We start from the raw sequence: 17,360 nt of genomic DNA, 5'->3' as shown, positions 1-17,360 counted from the left end.
CCAAATGCTTAGTATCGGCAATCTGGTTTTTGTCTGGGTTGCTGTGTATAATCACAACTCACCTTTCCAAATAGGGAAAAATAAAATCATGAAGGAGGAAGAGGTCAGTGCGAAATTTGTTTGAAGTTGTGGTCATGCTCTTGTTACTTGGGGCTCCGGTACACGCGCGATATCCTGATCCCGCCCAAGTCAAAGAAGTCTTTGAGCGTTTTGCTCCGACTGTTCAACTCATGCCCGGATTTCATTGGTACGGCGGTCGCATCGGCGGTTCGGAAGAAGTTGGTGCCTGGGATGATTTCCAGGCACTCGCTGTGAATGGGTCGATTGCTCAATTTTATGAAGCGGATTCAACGTCAAATAAGCTTCGGCCTCGTAAGTCTGCGCGCGATGATCGACTTTATCTCGAACTTAAGTTTTGGGGCGATGAAGGCTATGACAAATATCTTTGCCCACCAGCGCGTCAAGTGCATGCTCCCCCTAGTGCTTTATTAAATCCCTCTGCGTTGATTGCACTCGCTCCAATCGAGCATTCGGAGGATCGGTCAATCGATCGATTGCGCAAGGTGTTATATAAATGGCGACCTCCGACATATGGATCCTGTGGCGCTGTAGTCGGTCCAGATGGTTACCAAATGACGCTAGTCTATAATATGCAACTTGGCGCCTTGGCATTATTAAGTTTCAGAGGCACCATCGTTGATTGGACCACTAAACCGAGCTTTATCGATGGATCAATCAATTACATCGAGCGGGCGAACGATTGGTTGACTAACGGATGTCGAAGTCAAGTTTACTCCGACCAAGTCAAAAAATTATGGCTTGATGTTCTCACTGGCCGTCAGGCACCTGACGCCCTGGGCCTACCAAAAGCGGAGCGATCCAAACTGACAGGCCTCATTGGTCAGCCTGTCCATAGGATGTATATGGTCACTCGGCAAAAGCAACAAATGCTTTGCATTCAAAACGAGGGACAGTATAATCTCAGTATAGTCATAATGATGAAGGGGAAACCCGTCATTGTTTCTGTTAACTATTGGCCTTATGATCCTCGTGATATAAGTAATATCATCATTAGTCGCACATACAAAAAACTTGAAGATGCTCTGTGGCATCTTCACAAGCTTGAGCATAACTTGTATAAAGGGAGGTTTGACGATTGATTCTATCAAGAGCGCCCGCGGGCGCTCTTTAATCATTTTGGCACAGGTTTCCACATATGAACTGGCAAGCCTTCTGTGTCCGGCAGATAAGGTCCGCGTCGACTTTTATCGCCTGGTGGACCATCGGTGTACACCCATTCATTCGAGGCGTCAGCATGCCAAAACCGCCAGACTCTTTGGCCGTTTACGATTTCTTCATGATCAAAAAGAATTGTGTGGTCTGCGCCATCATTATCATTGCTTTTTCTTGGCGCATGATCAAGATCCAAATCCATAATGTAACCCGGCTTAGGTTGAGTGGTGATCCTTGAGCTATAGCCAGACCCAGTCGATGGAGGCGGGGTTTTCATCCCAGCGATATCATAGACTGCTCGTGCATGCGAGTAGCAATTTTTACCCAGAGCGCATGTTTCTTGTGTAGCTTCCTTAAACCTCCCAATATTATATTCCCTAGCTATCTTCAAGACCTTTGCGCCATTTGTGCCGCCGTAGTTTTTTATTAACTCTTGCCGCGCTTTCTCGTATTCAACAAGATGCGGTTTAATTTCGTTATAAGGCGCGCGCGGGTTGATGGCCTGAAGTTCTTGTTTCATTTTTTCCAGCGCGGCGCGCACTTTGTCTTTTTCAGCCTGTTGAGAATCATCGTATTCGCCTTCAACGCTTTTGAGCGCCAAGTCGATTTTGTCCAGCGCTTTTTTGAGTTCGCCTGGCTCATCAGTTGTTCCTTCCAGTAACTTAATGCACTCTGGCGGCAGAGGCTCGTTCGTTTCTTCTAAATCTTTTCGTTCGGCGTTTAAGCAGTCGGCGAGTTTGAACATATCCATATCCATCGGTTCGGCGGCTTCAACAGGATCAGCTGGAGTTGAACCGCCACCCCCCAAAAACGCATACATTAAAATGCCGAGAGCGATGAGGGTAGCAATAATTGCCAGGCCGCCAAGAATATATGGCCAGGCCGTAGCTAAAAACGCAATCACGCCACCTTCGGCAATCGTGCCGGTGCGCACGGCAGTCGCTAGTGTTGAAAATAAGCCCTTGACCTGTTTGGCCTTGCCAGCGGCGTCAGCTGTTTTGGCGGCGGTTTCGCCAACTTTCTGGGCTTTATTTTTACTAAAGCGTCCAATCAGTCGCCCGGCTTCTTGAGCATGTTCAAGCGGGCCAGCGCCTTCATCTTCGCCTTCAAGCTCTTCGTCTGCCGGTTCATTTTCGTCAAACTGATCGAGTTCTTCGCCTGCCATTCAACCCCTCCACATCTAATATACCATCTGAACTTGTTCAATAAATTTTTGTTCCGCTAGAATCTCAAAGGCTCCTCAGTATTCATTTAACATGCTAAAAGTATAGCATTTTTTCGCGTTATACTTGTTTTTGGAGGGTAATCTTGCTACCCTTCCGGGTTCGTTCCTTGAAAATTAGTATAAAAGAAGGAGGTGGCGCAAATGCGCCGATGTCTCAATGTCCTGGTAATGCTGGTGATTGCGTCGATGCCGGCCTGGGCCGTGATCGATTCGATTAGGGAAAGCGACGAAATGCGAAAGTGGCTTTATGAGGCCATTGTTCGTATTCGTCAAGGTGAGGGTGGGCAGTATATTCACCCGAATTGTTTGAGCGTTGAGCGCACTCGGCTTCAAAATTGGGCGAATGGCGAGGCCGAATGGGCGATCCGGTGGACAATGCTCATCAAAGATCACCCGAACGCATTTGCCGAATATGACGAGAACGGCCGAGTGCGTGTGCCGGATTGCCGGGTGCGATGCTATGAGCAAACTGGCAAGGTGGTGATCTTGCGAATCAAGGAGCGCAAGCTTGCTGGAATTAAAGTCGAGGCGGCGCCTCGTATTATCCAGGAAGGTAGTGAGCGGGATCGTTTTAAGGATCAGGGGGCGATCCTCAATACCTTCTCGATCGTGCCAGCGAAGGTGTACAACGCGCGCCTCAACAAAGGCATAAAGCCATATAGTTGGAGCGAGGCCGTTGGTCTGTATAAGAAAATGGTTGGTCTGGCGCAACAAGGAAGGTTGGAAGAATTGGGAAAGATTTTAGAACCCAAGGATTCCGATCGCCTGGTTGAATGGGCGAATGAGATTGAGAAGCCTACCGGTTATCATCTCACTCCTCTCGGAGGTGGCAAACAAAGGCTCTCGGTCCTATTTACGCCAAAGTTTGGCCAACAAACCAGGCAGTTGCTCTTAACACTCTCGAGGCGCAAACCGGCGAGTATCGAGTACATTGTCGCAGAGGTAACGTCGATGTTTCACGATATTCGTGATGGTGCTGGTCGGAAGATCGACCTTGAGAAATATCAATCTGGCGTAGAAGATGCGCCATTGAAGCCGAAGATCGAGATTCCGGGTAATCAATTCAGCGAAGAAGAGCGCGCTCGAGCGATCGTTCGCAAGATGATCGCCGCGGCCGAAAAGGGCGATGCCCGGCGATTTTTTGATCATCGGTTGGGTGGTTGGGAAGACGCCCACAAAGCGCTTGTCGCTTGGGCGCGGAGTAAACGCCTGCCGATCTATGCCAGTGCCTACATTGGCGTTTGCGAGGGCCAGAAATGGAATCCATACGTCGCCATTTATGAGGGTAGCGGTGATCGCTACCGTGCGGCAATTTTTGCCCCAAGCAACGACATGGTCTATTTCTCTTTTAGCGTGAGCTATTGTTTTCAGGGCTCACGCGAGCCCGAGCGGTGGTATAGGAAGGCGGAGGTCGATGAGGAACTTCGCGGCAAGTTCCCATCGTGGGAGCTGATTGTACCGGTCTCCGTCCGTTACGGCTCGCTCTAGCGCAAGTCAATTTTTTTTCGAGGACTCCGGCGCGAGTCCTCTTTTTTATTCCTCAATTTTTACCGAAACAATCGCGGAATTAGCAAAAACCCAAAGATTTTGGCCATAAAAACCAAGCACTTGGTATGTATCGATGAGAGCGTTTTTTTGGTCGCTCGTTAGCTCGATTATTTTTTGCGTTCCGTCGCTCACTGAATAACGCACAAGAGTTTGTTCATCTAAATTGAGCGCTAAAAGCGTTTTTTCATCTTGATCCCAGGCCATAAAGCGTAGATCAGGCGTTAAAGACAGGGGCTTCAACTCGCCGACACCATCGCCGGTAATCGCCGCGAGTAAAAGTTGGACCGACGCATCGAACTCATCATCGGTGGCCTGGGCCACCAAGATCCACTTCCCGCGCGGCGAAATTTGCAAATCGACCAGGCGTTCGACAAGCGTCGTCCGTTTCAAACTACTCAAACCGATCTGATCGAGCACTCTCAAGCGGCCGCTTCCAAAAGTGAGCAGGGCGTAAGTTTCATTGGGCAACCAATCGATCGCATCGACCACGTCGGGCAATTCACGAAGCGCCTTCCAGTTGCCACCATCTGGGTCGGCAATGCTTAAGTTGTAACGTCCATTTGCGAGCGCGTACGCGTACAAAATCCGATTTGACTTTGGTGACCAACCTGGCGCGTCAATATCTTCTCCGAAAGTTGTTAAGAGTTTGCCGGTTTTTGAGTCGTAGACTTGCCACGTTTGCGCCTCGCCGTTCACCGACCGATTTTGACCCGCCACCTTTGTTCCATCCCTCGAGACAAAAACATTTGTGAAAGAAGGCGTGGGAATGGTGCCAAGTTCTTGTGTGACGTCGTCAAAATTTAATTGAATCACCTTGCCGGTTTTCTGAAGAGCTATAAAGCCGGTGTCAGTTGGGGTGAAGCTCACGATATTTTCTGCCATTGCTTGGTCATTGGATGGGGTCTGTGAAGAACTTATTTGAATGGATTCCGTTGTTTTTTTATCAGATTGAAAAGCCGAAACGATTATCGTTAGTATTAAGGCGACGAGCGGTGCGCCACCGGCTAGAATCCAAAGCTTTTTATTTACCATTTTTGACTCCAGAAATTACCGCTTCCATGCCGCGAAAACCAATATCCGATCTATAACCATTAATGTTGCCGCCAAAGAAAGCATCGCCGCTCGGCGTTTTAGCATTATAAGGCTTGGTATCGATAAAACCGCCGTTGGGGTCGTAGAATTCAATGTTGTTGTTTTCGTCGACACTCAAAACCACGATCCAGTGTTCACTACTGCCGTCGATGTACTCGATGTGCCACATTGGCAGATTGCCGCCGTTCACCTGGTTGCTCGCAAGAGTTTTGCGGAGTTGATCTAAATCGGATTTTGAGGGCACGCCTGGTTGCCGCAGGCCGTAAGCTGATCCCCGCGACCAATTGAATGTTTTGCTCAAGTTGCTCGTGACATTTATGAAGCATTCTCCGGCATATTGCTGACCTTTCCAACCGCCACTTGCGACTGCGCGCCGAATACGCTCGGCGTTCGCATTCGTGGTGGCATTTTGCAGGTTGCCGTTTTGGTCGAGACATTTCTTGTAGCGCCCATAAAGACCTCCGGATTTATCCGGATCGTCTTCCGGAAGAGGATGAATGCTTTTCACGTAATTCCAAGTTTCATCGTATTCTCCGCCGCGCGGAATGCCTTGGAAGCTGTCTACTGCCCCGGGCCCGGCGTTATACGCCGCGATCGCAAAACGCTCATTCCCTTTTGTCCTTGGATCGTGCAATAAACCTGTTAAATAATGAGCGCCAGCATAAATTGACGTTTCAGGATCAAATGCGTCACCTTTGAGATTTTTGCCGTTCACATTTTTTCCGAATTTAATTTTCTTTGGTTCAGTTGCAGTGCCGGCATTCACCGTTGAATTTTTGATCTCATTAAATGTCTCTGGCATAACCTGCATCAACCCTTGCGCGCCCGCCTTGCTCACCGCACCCGCTGAACCGCTACTTTCTTGCGTCATCATCGCGGCGAGCAGAGCGGCGGAGACGTTGTACATCTTTGCCGCCCCATTAACGAAGGGAATATATTCTTTTGGTATGCCTTGGCAGTCGGAGCGCAATCCACCTCCCGGACTCATCAAACTCACATTGTTTGGCGGGTCGGAGAGAAGTTTGAAGCGGGCAAAGATTGCAATCGGCAAAAGGAAGAGCGCGAGCAGAGCCGATAAGATTGCGCCAAGCGCAATCAGCCATTTAAAAGCCGTCTTGAGCATATTCGATGATTATGTTTGTTTTGGCGAATTGGGCGGAGGCGGAGGCGAGTTCGATGGGGTTGAATGTTTTGGCGGCGCTGTTGAAGCCTCCATCGGCGGCGCAATCGAAGCGCTCGATAGAGTTGTATTCACGGTCTGCCCTGGCGCTTTGGCTTTGGCGCGTTCGGCTTCGGCCTCACGGATTTTCATGAGTTCAGCCGGGTTGGTGGTTATCAACTGTTCTTCTTCATAGCTCGCGATTATCTCGATCGCCACATGATTTGAACCGGCAAAAAAGATGCCTTGCCCAACCTTGGCTTCGCGCAAGATTAGTTTTTCGCCTTCGGTGAGCTTGAAAACCTCGGTCAATTTATCGACGGCCGAGGGCGCCTGACGCAAAAGCAAACGCATTGCCGAGTTATTGACGATCGTTCGACCTTGTTGAGAAGTAATAAAATCCTCGACATCTTGAGTAATAATCGTCAGCCCAAGAAAATACTTGCGCGCGCGCTTGGCCAACGAGTAAAGAAAATCCGATGAATCTTTGTAGCGCATTAAAATCCAGGCTTCATCCACAACCACCATTCGTTTGCGCATTTGATACCGCGCTTGATTCCAAATAAAGTTCAACACCAAAAACATGCCGATCGGCCGGAGTTGTTCTTCTAAATCTCGAATTGAAAACACCACAAAGCCATTCTCGAGATTGATATTTGTTCGTTGATTAAATAAACCGGCAAAGGTGCCTTCGGTAAACTTAGAAAGTTTGCGCACCAAACTCTCGGCGCCGGTCATATTCGCCAGAATGCTTTGCAGATCCTTCATAATAGGCGGCTCGTTTTGGTGAGTGCGCGGGTCGGTCGTGATATCTTTGAGGGCATAGGCTTCGTAGACGGCGCGGTCAAGCAAGGCGTCTTCGTCGGGCGATAAACCGCCGACCATTATCGCGACCAGGTTTTTAATACTGACAACTGCCGAACGAAGAATATCCTCGCCCTCTTCGTACTGGGCGGTTTTGGGTAGATCAAAAGGGTTGATGCGTTCTTTAGAATTGAGCGAGAGGCTCAAAAACGAGCCGCCGACGGCTTTGGCGATGCGCTCGTACTCGTTTTCCGGATCGATCACGATCACGTCGGTGCCCCACATCATACTCCGCAATGCTTCGAGCTTGACGGCAAAACTTTTACCCGCGCCCGAGGCGGCAAACACAACCGAGTTCGCGTTTTCCAAGCTAAACCGGTCGAAGAGCACCAGTGAAGAGTTATGTAGATTGATGCCGTAGAGAATGCCATCGTTACTGGTTAGTTCCGAACTGACAAACGGGAAAGTGGTTGAAAGCGAGGCCGTATCCAAATTGCGATTGATCAAAAGCTCGTCATTGCCGAGCGGCAACGAGGCGTTAAAACCCTGCTCCATCTGCATCAAGGCCTGCTTGGTATAAATGAGGAGTCCTCCCAAGAGCGCCTCGAGCTGTTTGGAAAGCGTAGTTAAGTCCTCAAGTTTAGTCGCATAGATCGTAAAGTAGATTCCAAACTGGAAAAGACGATCCTCGCCACGCGCCAGAGCGTCGCGGAGCACCTCGATATCGCCAATCGCGGTTTGGAGTTGAGGGTCGCGAACCTGGCCTTTTTCCGCCTGAATCGTTTCAGTGGATTGAAGTTGGCCGATTTTCCGCCGGAGTTCATTCATCACCTCATCGGTATTTAATGGGTAGATAAACATCGAGATGTCGGCTTGAATATCTAAATTGACAATTCGCGAGAGCCAGTTGGTATTCAGATAGCGGGCGTAGGAATAAACAAAAAGCGTTTTTGCGTAGAGATTTTCCAGTTGAACATATTGGGGAGTAACGGCAAAAGCGGCCGGCGCAATGTAATCGAGCACATTCACCAAGCCACGCTCAAAAACTTCCTGTTCGTTTTTAAGAGCGCGCCGAGTGGAAAACCAGCCGTGTTTACGAGGAGCCTCTTGAGGCCCGGCTTTTTTAGTTTCAGGAGGCATTGACCAACTATCGCTGGCGCTTATTTTCTTTTTTTTGCCTAATTTAAGAAAAGGCAATTTAACCATTGGTCGCCCCCTCGGCGGCGGGTGCCTTTGGCTGAACGATATATTGTTGGCTCAACTGATTGATGTCGACCAGGCGTTCTTTAACCGCTTCTTCGGGATTATATGTTGAGTAGTAAAGCTCGATCAGTTGTTTAGTGGTGAGCATTGCGGCCTTGAGTCCGATTGAAGCGAGTCCTGAACCAATCAAGTTGACTCGTTCATTGAGTTGAGTTGTGTAACGCTGAAATTCCTGCTCCGTCATGCTAATTGTAATTTGCTTGGACGGATGGAGAAGTTTGTCGAGAAAGCTCTTGGATTTGAGCGACTCCGGATCGTAACTGACCACCACATAAAAGCGTTTATCCATAATGTTGGCGACCGCGAGAAGTTTTTCCATAAAATCAGTGTAGGCCGCGATCTGATTTTTGATCTGTTCGTTGCCTTCTGTTTCGCCTCGCTGGCGCAGGCGCGTTAGGTAGTCGGCCAGATCTAACTTGCGCGATTGCATCATAATTTGCAAAGGATAGTGGAGAGAGTTCAAAAAACCTTGATAGCGCAAGACGATATCCTCTTGCTCCTCGGGCGATTTTAAGGCGAAGTTAACTGACGTCACCGCCAACACGGCGCGCAAGCCGCCATTTTGCAAAACCACAACCCCATCTTTAATCGCGGCGATATCTAAATAGGCTTGGGTGCTTTTTTGGGTGCGTTTGGCGCGAGTGCGGAACATAATGATTATTTCCAACTCGTGTCGATTTTTTTGGATTTTTCCTCCAGAGCAGGCTGGGTTTGAAGTTTTTGCGGCTCTATTCTGCCTCCGGTATCTAAAAGTTGCGATAGATCATTGAGCTCGATTTTAGTCACGGTTTGCCCCGGGACAGATTTTTGTTCAGGCGTGGTTGCGGTTTTTTCAATCACCTTCATGTGCTGGAGCGTTGGGTCTTTTTGCCAAGTCCGTTGTTTGGGTTTGACCAAATACAAAAGGGTCGCCGCGATGAATTTTGGGAAAGGCTGGTCCTGGATTTTAAGAAAAGTCATTGAGAGGGTTAAGATGCCGACTCCAAAAGCGATTGCGAAAAAGACCGGTGGGATGAAAAGCAGATAGGAAACATAAATAATCATGCCGCCGAGCATGAGATAGACAAATTGAGCCATTGTCAGCGGCCCAATAATCCGATCCTCCATATCAATATTCTGCGGAACGCGATACCGCATCAGCCCTCCTGGGTATTCCTACCTAGTATAACATGAGCAGTTAGCGATGAATCCGAATTGTCTCACTCGCGTCTTGAGATACTTGGGGTTGAGGATGATTCGCTTCCTGGTCGATTTTGATTGGATAACTTTGATAGTCCGATTGATCGCGCAAAAGCGCCTGAAGCTTCATCCGCAAAGCGCGGTTTTCTTGAGTTGAGACAGCCTCGCGCTCAACAAACTCATTTTCAGTTCGTTCTTCGAGTGACGCCAAGCGTTCGCCAAGCGCTTTCAGGCGCGCCTCTAATTTGGCGCCTCGCTCTGTCGCTTTTTGCGGTGGTTCGTTTTGAAAACGCTCTATCTCTTCACGCAACCACACAACCTCTTCGCGAAAGATGTCGAGTTCTGGCGTCCGCCTACGAAAAAGTTTTTGCTCAAACTGATCAACTCGGACGGTTAGCAGATGACTTAATTGACCGCGCGTTCGATAGGCGGTCAGTGGATATCTATTTTCCAAATCATTAAATTCGCGGAAAAGCTCGCTCGCGCGGCCGTTTTCACCCAAGGCGACTTCGATCTGGCTAATCTCGATTTCAATTTCATTCGTTGAATGTTCAGCAGATTCAAAACGCGTTTTTAGCTCCGTGAGAAATTTGCCTTGCGAGATGATCTCGCCAAGCGGTGGAAGGGCGCTGACTTGAGAGTTGAAATTCGTTTCAGCGAGCGCAGTGAGCTTTTGGTATAACTCAAGCGCGCGCGAGCTGTCGTACTGCTCGAGTTGGGTGGCATAACCGAGCGCCCGGCGAAATTGACTCGCTAGATGGCTTGCCTCATGCGTGAGAGTAACGAGACGCGGCAAGAGTGTTGAGCGTCGCCTTGCCTCTTCTTCGCGCGCCTGCCGTTCCTCTTCAACTCGTCGTTCTTCAGTTCGCTCTTTGTTGGCTTCAAGCTTGGCCATCAGGCGCGTCTCATCGGTGTAGGGTTCAAGCGCTTGCGCCGCCGCTTGAATTGTTTGCATAAGCCGCTCGCGCTGGGCAGTCAGCTCCTTGGCCCCGCCTGACTGCTTTTCGTGATCGGTGATAAATTCCGTTGCTCGGGCGCAAGCAGTGGTTAACGCTTGAGTTTTAATTTTCAGGTCAGCGGCAAGCGCGGTATCGAAGCCAGGATGTCGGCTGTACTTATCCGCCAGCGCTTTGGCGCTTATCTCCCGCTTGCGGGCGGTTTCAAGAACTTCCTTGAGCGGCGTCAGGCTGGTTTTCCAGCTCGTGGCCAAAAGTTCCTCAATTTTGTTGCGAGCGGCAAAATTTTGAGTTTGGATGAGTAATTTTTTAGCCTTCGCCTGGCTTTCGGTAAAACTCGCGGCGTTTTTGGAGACGAGCGGAGCATCTTTGAGCGCGCTGATCGCTTCGAGCAAGCTCATCTCGGCCTCGCTCAAAGCGGTAATCGCGGTGTTGACTTGTTTGGCAATTTCGCCAAAGAACCGCACGTCTGGCTTTGAGCCGAGTTTTTCGCGCCGCAAGTTGGTGAGCACGCTCGTTCGGGCTTTAAGCGCGCCTAAAAGATTCTGCGCCTCCTCAATCACTACCCCGCGCTCTTTTTTTAGCTCGGCCTCATAAATTTTTTTTAAGCGGTCGGGATCATACGCGCGCCTCAATTCCTCAATGCGTCCGGCAAGTTTTTGAAATGGAGTTTTGAGGTCGGTTTGAATCCGCTCGCGGACTTTTTCAGCGGTAAAATCTTCAGCCTCGCGAAATTTGCCCACCCATTCGGCAATTGAAATCTGCGCTTGTTCGAGCGGTTCGGTGGAAAGATGGTTGAGAATTTGAATGCCTTCATCTGTCTTTGCCAAGAGCGTTGCTGAAAGCTGGTGTTCCCCGCTGATTTTTTTGAGATCAGCCTTCAACTGTTCGAGTTCGCGTTTTTCCTGCTGAAGAGCCTCAAGCCAATGCGCCTGAAGAGGCCGCGCCGCTTGATCGATCGCCTTGAGTCGCTCGGTATTTTTATGCGCCTTGGCATAAGTTTCCTGGGCGCTTGCTTGGAGATACTCTAAAGTAAGTTCTTTCTGCGCCACGAGCGCGCGCCCGTTTTTGGCGAGTGTGCTTGCAAGCGGTTCGATATTTTCGAGTTTTCCCTGGAAGCTTCGGAGACGGTCGGGATCATCTTGAAGGCCAGTTCCGTCGGGACCAGCGGCATTTTCGCAAAACAAGCTGATCCAGTGTTCAAACTGTTCTTGCGCTTCCTCGAGCGAGTGCGGCGTTGCGCCAGCGCCGATCTGGACCGGCTGATTCAAATACCTGGCGATTTGACTGCTGGCATTTGCCCATATTTTTGCGACCTCGGCTGGCAAGTCGGGCTTTTGTTGAGCCGCGAGTTCGCTTAAGCGGACGGTCAGTTGGCGCGCGCATTCGGCGATCGTTTTCAGGTCTTGAATTTGTTCTCGAACCTGCTCCAATCGCTCGGCGTGTTCAACGGAAAGAGGCACACCGCTTTCTCTATTATTGCGAAAAATTTTGTCGCTCTTGTCATTGCGAGTCTCGCTCAAGCGAGGCGAAACAATCTCACCCTGCTCTAACCCAACCCGCTTTACGGCGGATGGCTTGGTTGGTGCTTGATTGAGCGACTGGATTTCCAGACCAACCAATTCAGCCAGCGTCTCTTTGCGCGACCCCTGCTGTTCCACTCTCCCTCCTAGATATTTTTACTATAACAAAAATGTTTATGACTTTCTCACCTTTCTCTTTAGACGTCATCGCAAACAGACTTTGTCATGCGAGCGAAGCGTGGCGACCCTATCCTATTAGATTGCTTCATCACCCTTGGCACCTCGCAATGGCAAAAGATTACGCAGGATTTACGGAACTGGTTCTAGGGTCAATGACTAATCCTCAATGAACAACCTCATACAAGTAATATTCTCGGCAAATTCTTGAGAGTTTTGGATACATCCCTCCGGCGACTCAAGAGCTACCTGAAGCTTGTCGCAAGCCTCATTCTCTTTGGAAGTTCTTCGCTTGCCCTTGCGGATTACTTGCCAAGGGATTTGAAGAACGAGTTTTCTGCAAAGTTCAAGCTCTGCCTCGCTTAAAACTAATATGTACGAGTCTGGATCGCTGGCTCGGTCGACCAACTGATCGAGAATCTCATTCTCTTGAGCAGAGAAATTTGAAAGCAAAGGTTTTTGTTGTTCAGGACTTGGTTCGGGCTCATGTTCGGGGATTTGGAGTTCAATCTTAATCTTTGGCTTGGAATCTTTACCGAGAACAAATTTTATTTCAGAAATTTTAAGTTGGGCTTCGCTTTTGTTTTTCTGGTCAAGCTCCGCGCGCATTCGATTGCGTTCTTTTTGAGGCATCTCGAGAACAATATTTTCATCGTTTAGCGAGTCTTGAATTTGAGGAATTCGGTAATTAAGATACCCGTCAAGCCTTGATCGGCGCACCTCAACCGTTACAATTTTATTGAGATAGTCATTCTTCAAAGTGCTGACAAGCTCGTAGTAGCGATCAATAAGTTTTGACTGACCTTGCTCCCGAGATTGAGTCGCGGCAAGGAACACGCCCTTGGGGTATTCGGGCTTAAACTCCAAGGGGTATGCGGAGAACGTACCATCGCTTTGCAATAAGCCATAGCGGAGTCTATTAGTGTCGCTCACCACCTCTCCTGAAGAGACGAGGGTAAAGACAGTGCTATCTTGATTCCGAAATGGTTGTCGGTCATGCTCGTGGCCGCGGACCAGACCCTGAATGCCGAATTTTTCTTTCAAATGCCGGATTAATTGATTGCCAAACATGTAGACGCGGCCGGGATTTTCTCGGGTCAATACTGAAGCGTTATCAGCATCACCAAGACCCGATAGTAATTCTCTATCAGTATAATCGCCCCACATGAATTGTGTCTGCCGTTTTTCGTTGGGTGTCGTCCATGCCTCTAATCTATTCAGTTCATAAGGCACACCGGCATGGGTTGCCACAAATCCGTTTGGTAGCACCGCGGCATAGGGGAGGCCTCCGTAGAGAAGCGTGTGAGTGTTTTTAATTATCTCTGTATTCTTTGCACCAAACTTTTTTTCCCACTCAGTCTCGGTGTTACCTAGTATCTCATGCGCACCAAATGTCTTTGTGTGGTAGGAATTCCGAGCATTTTGTACAAAATCACAATTTATTGCAACATCCTCGTGATCGCCGCGCAGGAGAACTACTTGTTTTGGGAATGCAAGCTTGAGCGAGAGCAAGGTCGCCAAGAGTTCTGAACTTTGAGCGCCGCGATCCAGCATGTCGCCGAGAACGAGAAGCGCCACCTTTTCCCCGCGTTGCATTTTTGCGACAAGGTCTGTTTTTTTCAGAAAAGAATGCAGGACGCGTGTATCGCCGTGCAGGTCGCCAAGAGTGAAGACTTGCACATCTTTAGGGAAAACAATCAACGCGTCGTCGCGGGTAATTTCTGCAACCGGTTGCAATTGGTCAATCTTTTCTACGCCCTCAAAAATCGGTTTTCCGTTTTCAATTTCGTGCCGATAAAGCGCCGTCGCGTTGTCAAGAATTTGCTTAAATTGTTCAAAAGTCAGCCTCTCTCGCCACTCCAACCCCTCAATCCCTTCCCTTATCTCCGTTTCCTGTTCCTGGATTGGCGCTGGCATAGAAACTTGAGGTTCCGATTGGGTTGGGGTTGATGGTGTTGAGGGACGTTGAAAGCTAACTTCCAACTGCGCCTGCCCTTGATCCTCGCGAATGCCAGCGACGAAAAGCTCTATGTCTGCAACTCGAGTTTCATCATTGAATACTCCACTAACACCGCGTTTATCCAGATGGACTGTTAGCTTCTCTTTTATCTCGTTAGACAAATAGACTACTACGCGGCCGCGACGAGTGTCTTGGTCGTGGACTGTCGTGAAGGCTGAAATATCACTCTTGACATTCTTGACATTTCCTCGCCCGAAAATCACCTTAATTTTTTTGCCTACAATATCCAGAGGTAGACCATCTTTTCGCAGAATCCACGGTTGACTAAAAGCCAATTGAAAGTCTTTAATCTTTTTCTCCTCTTTACTTGTTCGTTGCACCGCGTCCTCGGGTGGTTGAGGAGATGGAACAGAGGGTAGTTTGGGTTCAGGCGAAGGCGGTGATTCGTCGCCTGGCGTTCCTAGAGACAATGGAGGCTCGGGCGTTGGCGCTTGCCCCGCTTCAGTTGGTGGCGCCGACGACACGTAATCATCGTGGATCATTTTTTCAATCCTTTTGCGAGTTTGCGTGCCCGCATTTCTGCCTTGCGCGCCATCCCAGATACTTTGAATCCCCAAATATCCAGCGGCGATCCAAAGCGAGTTTTTCAGGCCCGACGGCAAGCCGTGGCCAAGTGTATGGCGGGTCTCTCCTAGAAAGTGTGTTACTTTTTCGAGTACTCCGCCATGATCGTCAACGATTTTTTTTATACTTTCGTACTCTCCAGGCCCATACGCAAATTCTCCACCTTGCGCTCCCCAGAGGACGCGATGGAATTTGCGCAAGGATCCAATTATTCCATGTTGCGACGTATTGTCGACTACATTGGTAAAACCATCACCAATGCCTGGATCGAAATTGTGGACGCCAAGCGGAACACCCGTGACGCCATACGCGACCCCGCCAGTTGCAAAGCCTGAAGTCAGCTTGCGCCAAAAGGTCCATTTTTTATCCGAGGCATGGTGTTTGGCTTGAAGGCTGGCAATTTCGGCATCCATATCGATAAGTTCGACTTTGGCTTGAGTAAATTGCCCCTCATCATATTCCTTGCCACTTTCAAGAAATTTTTTGATTTTTAGGTCGAACGCAACTTGAGTCACCATCTCGGCGTTCCACTGTTTTTTGCCCAGTATAAATTGAGTGCTTTTTGCCAGGCCGTCGATGCCCTCTTTTAAGAAGTGCCCAAACAGAGTGGGCGCCACATAACTTCCAAAACCGGAGAATAAAATTGCGCCAGCGCCTATAAAGCCAGCCGCTGATTCTCCAAGGGCGGCTAAAACTCGTTTCTCATACTTGTTTTTGTCAAAAGCGAATGTGCCTGATTTCTCATTAAAAACGCGCGCGCCCACGCGGTGGAGTGAATCGCGCAGGTTGCCCCAGCGGCGAGCGATTTCTTTTGGATTCCACAACTTGCCGACCGCTTGGTCGCCGCCGCCAAAACGCGCTTGCCGGCGTTCGCGATCTAATCGACAAAATTCTTTGACAAGATCACTAATTTCCTTTTCACGTTTATTAAGCTCTTGCGAGATTTCTTCGATAACTTCATCAGCCGAGTCGCGCGAATCATTTTCAGGAGATTCGTTTGAACCTTCTTCGTCTGAATCCGGTGAGTTGACGCTATTAGGTGGCTGATTTTTCAGCATGGGCGGCATCCTCAAGTTGTTCGCTTGCTTGCGTTAGGCGCAATTTATAAAGAATTGCTTCCTCGACCATTAATTTAGACAGGTCAAGTTTATTGCGACTCAAAAGTTGTTGAATGGTTTCTTGGTCTTCTTTTTCAAGTGCCTCATTGAATTTTTGTTGTTCTTCTTTGGGCAAGAGATCGTAGATGCGAACCAAAGCGCGGTCGCGAACTGAACTTAACATCTGTTCGCGCAGAGCCGCCTTTTTTTCTTCAGGTAGATCGTTTAAGCCAAGCAGAACAAAAATATTCTCTTCAAATAACGCCGCCGGATCAAGTGGATTTGTGGTGAAGTGATCTGCCATCTTCCCTCCTTTATTGTTCATATTATAACAAAGGGGCAAAGAAAAAGAGAGGCGTCGTGAGACGACCTCTCTTCGGTACCCCGGCCGTTTTTAAGCGGCCGAATCGTTTTCCTCCTCCGGCTCCGTGTTAGGAACCGGCAGAGGCGCCGGCCGAGCCGGGGGCGCGGCGGGCGTTGGGGAGGGGATGGCTGGCGCCGGTCCTGGCCGAGCCGGAAGCGTTGGCTTGGGTCCCCCCTGGGACGGCGGAGTCGGCCGCGCCGGCGGAGCCGGTTGTTGCCGAGTCGGCGATCGAGCCGGCTCCTCTTGCTCCTCGGCCGGCTCGACCGTTGAGCGGCGCTTCCAAAGCGCCGCGATCAGTGCCAGAATGGCAACCGCGAGCGCGGTCCACGCCACCCAGCTCGGCTGGCCGATTCCCTTGAGGAGTGGCGCCACATTTTTCTGCCACTCCTCGAGGTTGTCGGCGCGGGTCTCCACGCCCGCCATCCGCCCCGCCATCTCCAGGTTTTGTTGCCGGAGGTCGCGAGCGACCCCCTGCAGGACGAACGCCAGCCGGGCGTCCGCCAGCTTGAGCTGGCCGATATCGGCCTTCGGGTTGAGGCGGATTTTTCCTTTCTCAACCCGTCCCTCTCCCCGATTCAACAGCGCCTCGACGGCGTGAGCCGCCTCCGCCGGGTATTGCTTCCCTTTCGGGAAGGTAACCCGCCACCCCTGGTCCTTCGTCCAGGTTGCGGTGGCGGTTCCGAGGAGGCTCTGCAGAGCCTCGACCTCGGTCTCCGCCCAGACGGGAAAGGCAGAGGAGAAAAAGAAAAAAATAGTGATGATCAATGCGGTGGTTCGCAACATGCGAGCCACCTCCTTTCTGGTTTTTTGGGAGCGCGCCGCCGACCGAACCCGGCCGGGATTTCTTGTCGACGACGACGCACCCATCCGGTGGTAAAGCGCGAGTCGTTAAGAGTCAGCGATTAAGCATCAAACGCTTCACTATTCACGTTTCACCAACAATGGCTACGTCGTCATCGATTCCGAATTGTTAAAACGTGAGATTAAATCACAAGTCAGGCTGTTTTGTCAAGTCTCTATGAGGAGACCGTTGAAAAAGTATTTTTTTCGAGTAAGTGAGAAAGTTCTTTGAGATAAAAAATGCCCTGGGGATCAAACCCCAGGGCATTACTCGTCGTATTTAAGGCCCATCGCCGGCGCCGCCGGGAGACCGATT

The 17,360-nt window shown here is 49.8% G+C and carries 12 protein-coding genes; 2 read left to right on the top strand and 10 right to left on the bottom strand.

Going from position 1 to position 17,360, the window contains the following annotated elements; translation table 11 throughout:
• Positions 1-107 precede the first annotated feature (107 nt).
• A complete protein-coding gene (locus tag HYW32_02470) occupies positions 108-1,160 on the top strand; it encodes a hypothetical protein (protein MBI2589862.1) in 1,053 nt (350 codons plus the stop codon).
• A gap of 32 nt (positions 1,161-1,192) precedes the next feature.
• On the opposite strand, the gene HYW32_02465 is transcribed toward HYW32_02470, so the two are convergent.
• Positions 1,193-2,398 (bottom strand): hypothetical protein, encoded by a 1,206-nt coding sequence (locus HYW32_02465; protein ID MBI2589861.1) that lies wholly within the window; start codon positions 2,396-2,398, stop codon positions 1,193-1,195.
• Positions 2,399-2,599: 201 nt separating this feature from the next.
• Here HYW32_02465 and HYW32_02460 point away from each other — a divergent pair, with 201 nt between their 5' ends.
• Positions 2,600-3,946 carry a hypothetical protein gene (locus HYW32_02460; GenBank protein ID MBI2589860.1) on the top strand — a complete coding sequence of 449 codons (1,347 nt, stop codon included), beginning with the start codon at positions 2,600-2,602 and terminating at the stop codon, positions 3,944-3,946.
• Between the two features lie 45 nt (positions 3,947-3,991).
• Here HYW32_02460 and HYW32_02455 read toward each other — a convergent pair whose 3' ends face one another.
• The 9 genes from HYW32_02455 to HYW32_02415 form a co-directional block, all read right to left on the bottom strand.
• Positions 3,992-5,038: a hypothetical protein gene (locus HYW32_02455; GenBank protein ID MBI2589859.1), complete on the bottom strand. Its 1,047-nt coding sequence runs from the start codon at positions 5,036-5,038 to the stop codon at positions 3,992-3,994.
• Positions 5,028-6,221: a lytic transglycosylase domain-containing protein gene (locus HYW32_02450; GenBank protein ID MBI2589858.1), complete on the bottom strand. Its 1,194-nt coding sequence runs from the start codon at positions 6,219-6,221 to the stop codon at positions 5,028-5,030. Before HYW32_02450 ends, HYW32_02455 begins: the two co-directional genes overlap by 11 nt.
• Before the next feature lie 9 nt (positions 6,222-6,230).
• On the bottom strand, positions 6,231-8,201 hold the full coding sequence (locus HYW32_02445; protein ID MBI2589857.1) for an ATP-binding protein: 1,971 nt from the start codon (positions 8,199-8,201) through the stop codon (positions 6,231-6,233).
• A gap of 58 nt (positions 8,202-8,259) precedes the next feature.
• Positions 8,260-8,976, bottom strand: a complete 717-nt coding sequence (locus tag HYW32_02440; protein MBI2589856.1) for a hypothetical protein — start codon at positions 8,974-8,976, stop codon at positions 8,260-8,262.
• A 5-nt stretch (positions 8,977-8,981) separates the two neighbouring features.
• Entirely contained in the window at positions 8,982-9,461 is a 480-nt protein-coding gene (locus tag HYW32_02435; GenBank protein MBI2589855.1) for a PrgI family protein, read from the bottom strand.
• Between the two features lie 40 nt (positions 9,462-9,501).
• The gene (locus HYW32_02430; protein MBI2589854.1) at positions 9,502-12,120 is read right to left on the bottom strand and encodes a hypothetical protein; all 2,619 of its coding nucleotides are present in this window, start codon (positions 12,118-12,120) and stop codon (positions 9,502-9,504) included.
• Between the two features lie 198 nt (positions 12,121-12,318).
• Complete coding sequence (locus HYW32_02425; protein MBI2589853.1) at positions 12,319-15,801, bottom strand: metallophosphoesterase; 3,483 nt, start codon at positions 15,799-15,801, stop codon at positions 12,319-12,321.
• Positions 15,779-16,144, bottom strand: a complete 366-nt coding sequence (locus tag HYW32_02420) for a hypothetical protein (protein MBI2589852.1) — start codon at positions 16,142-16,144, stop codon at positions 15,779-15,781. Before HYW32_02420 ends, HYW32_02425 begins: the two co-directional genes overlap by 23 nt.
• A gap of 90 nt (positions 16,145-16,234) precedes the next feature.
• Positions 16,235-16,627, bottom strand: coding sequence for a hypothetical protein (locus HYW32_02415; protein MBI2589851.1), 393 nt, complete (start codon positions 16,625-16,627; stop codon positions 16,235-16,237).
• Positions 16,628-17,360: the final 733 nt, after the last annotated feature.

The sequence above is a fragment of the Candidatus Berkelbacteria bacterium genome (genome assembly GCA_016187225.1).
GTDB lineage: Bacteria > Patescibacteriota > UBA1384 > JACPKC01 > JACPKC01 > JACPKC01.
This window is presented reverse-complemented; position numbering and strand designations above follow the sequence as displayed.